6 protein-coding genes are annotated in these 4,505 nt (G+C 73.5%); 2 read left to right on the top strand and 4 right to left on the bottom strand.

Features of this window, described 5'->3' with window-relative positions:
• Window positions 1-120 precede the first annotated feature (120 nt).
• Entirely contained in the window at window positions 121-612 is a 492-nt protein-coding gene (locus AOK24_RS41335) for an NUDIX domain-containing protein (RefSeq protein WP_055725038.1), read from the top strand.
• Between the two features lie 15 nt (window positions 613-627).
• Here the strand turns inward: AOK24_RS41335 and AOK24_RS41330 are convergent, their stop codons facing one another.
• Complete coding sequence (locus AOK24_RS41330) at window positions 628-828, bottom strand: type II toxin-antitoxin system VapB family antitoxin (protein ID WP_055725037.1); 201 nt, start codon at window positions 826-828, stop codon at window positions 628-630.
• 76 nt (window positions 829-904) lie between these two features.
• Between AOK24_RS41330 and AOK24_RS41325 the strand changes: the two genes are divergently transcribed.
• Window positions 905-1,627, top strand: a complete 723-nt coding sequence (locus AOK24_RS41325) for an SIR2 family NAD-dependent protein deacylase (RefSeq protein WP_055725036.1) — start codon at window positions 905-907, stop codon at window positions 1,625-1,627.
• On the opposite strand, the gene AOK24_RS41320 is transcribed toward AOK24_RS41325, so the two are convergent.
• From AOK24_RS41320 to AOK24_RS41310, 3 genes are all read right to left on the bottom strand, one after another.
• Window positions 1,628-2,110 carry a methylated-DNA--[protein]-cysteine S-methyltransferase gene (locus tag AOK24_RS41320; protein ID WP_055725035.1) on the bottom strand — a complete coding sequence of 161 codons (483 nt, stop codon included), beginning with the start codon at window positions 2,108-2,110 and terminating at the stop codon, window positions 1,628-1,630.
• Between the two features lie 10 nt (window positions 2,111-2,120).
• Window positions 2,121-3,587: an AlkA N-terminal domain-containing protein gene (locus tag AOK24_RS41315; RefSeq protein WP_055725039.1), complete on the bottom strand. Its 1,467-nt coding sequence runs from the start codon at window positions 3,585-3,587 to the stop codon at window positions 2,121-2,123.
• 75 nt (window positions 3,588-3,662) lie between these two features.
• Window positions 3,663-4,505: HAD-IC family P-type ATPase (locus AOK24_RS41310; RefSeq protein ID WP_240554374.1), on the bottom strand; the 843-nt coding region annotated here is incomplete at its 5' end.

Raw genomic sequence — 4,505 nt, 5'->3', positions numbered from 1 at the left:
GGGCGTTCTCCCGAAGGGGGCGGGGCGCGCAGGACGGCGCGGGAGGTGCGGGAGGGCGTGAACTCGGCGTGTCCGCGCGGCAGTTCGGCGGTGCCGGGGTCGCCTGGATACCCTGCGGGAATGAGCACCTCCGACTACGCCGCGTACATCGCCTCCCTGCCCCGCATCCTCGCCGGCGCCGCCGCGCTCTTCCGGGACGCCGAGGGGCGGGTGCTGCTCGTCGAGCCCAACTACCGTGAGGGGTGGGCGCTTCCGGGCGGCACCATCGAGTCGGACACCGGCGAGACACCCCGCCAGGGCGCCCGCCGCGAGACCCTGGAGGAGATCGGCCTCGACCGTCCGCTGGGCCGGCTCCTCGCGGTCGACTGGGTCCACGGTCCGGCTCGGCCGCCGATCGTGGCGTACGTGTACGACGGCGGTGTCCTCGACGCGGACGACCTCAAGGCGATCCGGCTCCAGGAGGAGGAGTTGCTGTCCTGGCGGCTGGTCCCCCGCGAGGAACTCACGGCTCGCCTGCCCGGGACGTTGGGCTTGAGGGTCCTGGCGGCCCTGGACGCGCTGGCGGAGGGGGCGGGGACGGTGGAGCTGGAGAACGGAGTCGCGGTGTCCTGATCGGACGTATCGGGCTCAGCCCTGTTCGGTGTGCGGCTTCGCGTCGATCTCGCGCAGGGCGTCGTCCCGTTCCGCGACGCGCGCCTCGGTGCGGTGGCCGCGTTGGATGTAGTCGCGCAGGACGAGTTCGACGGCGTCCTGCGGGGTGCCGACCCCGGCCAGCACCATGGCCTCGACGACGAGTTCGGCGTCGAGGGAGACGGAGACCTTTGCCATGGCGTGACGCTATCACCGGGGCCGGGGCGTCGGATATCCGTTCGCCCGCCCGGTCGGGGGCACTTACGCTCGGCCCATGACCAAGCCCCTCGTCGCCATCCTGACCGGCGCCGGTATCAGCACGGACTCCGGAATCCCCGACTACCGCGGCCCGAACGGCCTGTGGCGGGGGGACCCGGACGCCGAGAAGCTCGTGACGTACGAGTACTACATGGGCGACCCGGAGATCCGGCGGCGTTCCTGGCGGATGCGGCGGCAGAGCGAGGCGCTGCGGGCCGAGCCGAACGCCGCGCACCGGGCGATCGTGGAGCTGGAGCGGTCGGGCGTACCGGTGCGGGTGCTCACGCAGAACGTGGACGGCCTCCACCAGCTCGCCGGGCTCCCGGCCCGCAAGGTCCTCGAACTCCACGGCACGGCACGCCAGTTCGTGTGCACGCGGTGCGGCGCGCGCGGCCCGATGGAGGACGCCCTGGCCCGGCTGGACGCGGGCGAGGACGATCCGCCGTGCCTGGACTGCGGCGGCATCCTCAAGTCGGCGACGGTCATGTTCGGCGAACACCTCAGCCCCGAGGTCCTCGCCGACGCCCTGGCCATCACCAAGGCCTGCCAGCTCTTCTACGCGGTCGGCACCTCCCTCAAGGTGCACCCCGCCGCCTCCCTGGCCGGCATCGCCACCGAGAACGGCGCCCGTCTGATCGTCGTCAACGCGGAGGAGACCCCGTACGACGAGGTCGCGGCCGAGGTGGTGCGCGAGCCGATCGGAACGGCATTGCCGCGCCTGCTGCGGGAGTTGAGCTGATCAGAAAAGAGCCGTTCCCCGTTCGAAGTCCAGGAGGCGGCGTTTGCGGTCCAGGCCGCCGCCGTAGCCGGTGAGGCTGCCGGTGGAGCCGATGACACGGTGGCAGGGGACGATGATGCCGACGGGGTTCTTGCCGTTGGCGAGGCCGACGGCCCGGGAGGCGCCGGAGTTGCCGAGGGCGTCGGCGAGTTGGCCGTAGGTGCGGGTCTCGCCGTAGGGGATGGATCGGAGCTGGGACCAGACCGATTTCTGGAACTCCGTTCCCTTCAGGGCGAGTTCCAGGGTGAATTCCTTCAACTCGCCCCGGAAATAGGCTTCCAGTTGGGCTTCCGGCTCGGCGAAGAGCGTGTCGTCGCGCGGTCCGAAGGACTCCTCCGGTGGCCGGTGGCGTTGGTCGGTCATGTAGAGGCCGCACAGGACGCCGTCGTCGGCGACGAGTGTGAGGGGGCCGTAGGGGCTGTCGATGACCTTGTGGTGCTTCACGTGGACATCCTTACGCGGGCAGGAAGTTGATGGGATGGTCGTCGGTCGCCCACAGGTACTGGACGGCGTACGCGCGCCAGGGGCGCCAGGCGGCGGCGCGGGCCGTGAGGGCGGCCGGGGTCGCGGGCAGCCCCAACTCCTGGGCGGCGCGGCGGACTCCGAGGTCGGTGGGGAGGAACGCGTCGGGGTCGCCGAGGGCGCGCATGGCGATGACGTCGACGGTCCAGGGCCCGAAGCCGGGGAGTTCCAGGAGGCGGGCGCGGGTCTCGGGCCAGTCGCTCTCGGGGCCCAAGTGCAGGGTGCCGTCGGCGAGTCGGGCGACCAGGGTGGTGAACGTCGTCCGCCGGGTACGGGGCATCGCGAGGGTCTCGGGGTCGAGGCCGGCCAGCGCCTCGGCCGTCGGGAAGAGGTGCGTGAGGCCGCCCTCGGGGTCGTCCACGGGGTCGCCGTACGCGGTGACCAGGCGCGCGGCGTGTGTGCGGGCCGCCGCCGTGGAGACCTGCTGTCCCAGGACCGCGCGGATCGCGAACTCGGCCTCGTCGACGGTGCGGGGCACGCGGCGCCCGGGTGCCTTGTCGACGAGCGGCGCGAGGACCGGGTCGGTGCGCAGCTGGTCGTCCACGGCGACCGGGTCGGCGTCGAGGTCGAGCATGCGGCGGCAGCGGCTCGTCGCGACCGTCAGGTCGCGCAGGTCGCTGAGGGTGAGGCGGCACGCGATGTGGTCGGGCTGCGGGGTGAGGGCGACGATGCCGTGGCCGTACGGCAGCCGCAGGGTGCGGCGGAAGGCGCCGTCCCTCCACTCCTCCACGCCGGGTACGGCGGTTGCCGCGAGGTGGCCGAAGAGGTTGTCGGGGTTGAGGGGGGCGCGGAAGGGCAGCCGGAGCTGGAGCGCGCCGGGGGTCCCCTTCGCCGACTTCGGTGCGCGGGCGCGTAGTTCGGTGGGCGCGAGCGCGAAGACCTCGCGGACGGTGTCGTTGAACGTCCGGATCGAGGCGAAGCCGGCCGCGAACGCCACATCGGCCATGGGGAGTTCACTGGTCTCGATGAGGATGCGCGCGGTCTGTGCGCGCTGCGCCCTCGCCAACGCCAGTGGTCCGGCGCCGAGTTCGGCGAGGAGTTGGCGTTCGACCTGCCGGGTGCTGTAGCCGAGGCGGGCGGCGAGGCCGGTGACGCCGTCGCGGTCGACGACGCCGTCCGCGATGAGCCGCATGGCGCGGGCCACGGCGTCCGCGCGCTGGTTCCACTCCGGCGAGCCGGGGCTCGTGTCCGGGCGGCACCGCTTGCACGCCCGGAACCCGGCCTGCTGGCAGGCCGCCGCGCTCGGGTAGAACGTCATGTTCCGCGGCTTCGGCGGCACGGCCGGGCAGCTCGGCCGGCAGTAGATCCCGGTCGTGTGGACCGCCGTGAAGAACCACCCGTCGAACCGCGCGTCCTTCGACTGCACGGCCCGTACACAGCGGTCCCGGTCGGTGTGCATCCCGTTCTGCATGAGTCCAGCATGCGGGCGGGCGGGAGGTTCGGCTGGCGGAAATACGACATGGACGTGGGGCGCTCAGGCCCGCCAGGCCGACTCCCGCAGCAGCCGCAGCCCGTTCAGCCCCACCAGCACGGTCGACCCCTCGTGCCCGGCCACGCCCAGCGGCAGCGGCAGGTGTCCGACCAGGTCCCACAGCACCAGACCGGTGATGAACACCCCCGCGATCACGAGATTCTGCCGGACCAGGCGGCGGGCCGTGCGGGAGAGGCGTACGGCGGCCGGTACGGCGGAGAGGTCGTCGTGGACCAGGACGGCGTCGGCGGTCTCCAGCGCCAGGTCCGAGCCGGCGTGCCCCATGGCGACGCCCGCATGGGCGACGGCGAGGGCGGGCGCGTCGTTGACGCCGTCGCCGACGAAGAGGACGCGCGTGCCCAGCCTCTGCACCGCGGCGACCTTCTCCTCGGGGAGGAGTCCGGCCCGTACGTCCGTGATGCCGGCCGCCTCGGCCACGCGGGCGGCGGCCTCCGGCTGGTCGCCCGTGAGCAGGACGGGCGCGGAGCCGGTGAGCGCGGTCAGCGCGGCGACGGCGGCGGGGGCCTCGGGGCGGAGCCGGTCGGTGAGGTCGAGGGCGCCGACAGGGGCGCCGTCGCGGGTGACGAGGACGGTTGTGCAACCGTTCTCACCGTGTTGCCGCGCGGACCGGACGGCGGCCTCGGCGAGGGCCGTACGGCTTCCGCCGCCACTGTCTCCCGGGCTCCGCCCAGCAGCCACGGAACCCACCTCGGCGTCCCGTCCGGCGGTCACGGCACGCCCCTCGGACACCTGCCGGACCACCGCCGCACCGGCCTGTGGCGTCCGCCCGGCAGCCCCGGCATCCCCCTCGGCCTCCCGCCCGGCCACCACGCCGTCCCCGTACTC

The sequence above is a fragment of the Streptomyces niveiscabiei genome, assembly GCF_001419795.1.
GTDB lineage: Bacteria > Actinomycetota > Actinomycetes > Streptomycetales > Streptomycetaceae > Streptomyces > Streptomyces niveiscabiei.
This window is presented reverse-complemented; position numbering and strand designations above follow the sequence as displayed.

Coding starts and splice junctions, on each gene's coding strand:
- AOK24_RS41330 (WP_055725037.1), bottom strand. CDS start 828: ATGGCAAAGGTCTCCGTCTCCCTCGACGCCGAACTCGTCGTCGAGGCC.
- AOK24_RS41315 (WP_055725039.1), bottom strand. CDS start 3,587: ATGCACACCGACCGGGACCGCTGTGTACGGGCCGTGCAGTCGAAGGAC.
- AOK24_RS41325 (WP_055725036.1), top strand. CDS start 905: ATGACCAAGCCCCTCGTCGCCATCCTGACCGGCGCCGGTATCAGCACG.
- AOK24_RS41335 (WP_055725038.1), top strand. CDS start 121: ATGAGCACCTCCGACTACGCCGCGTACATCGCCTCCCTGCCCCGCATC.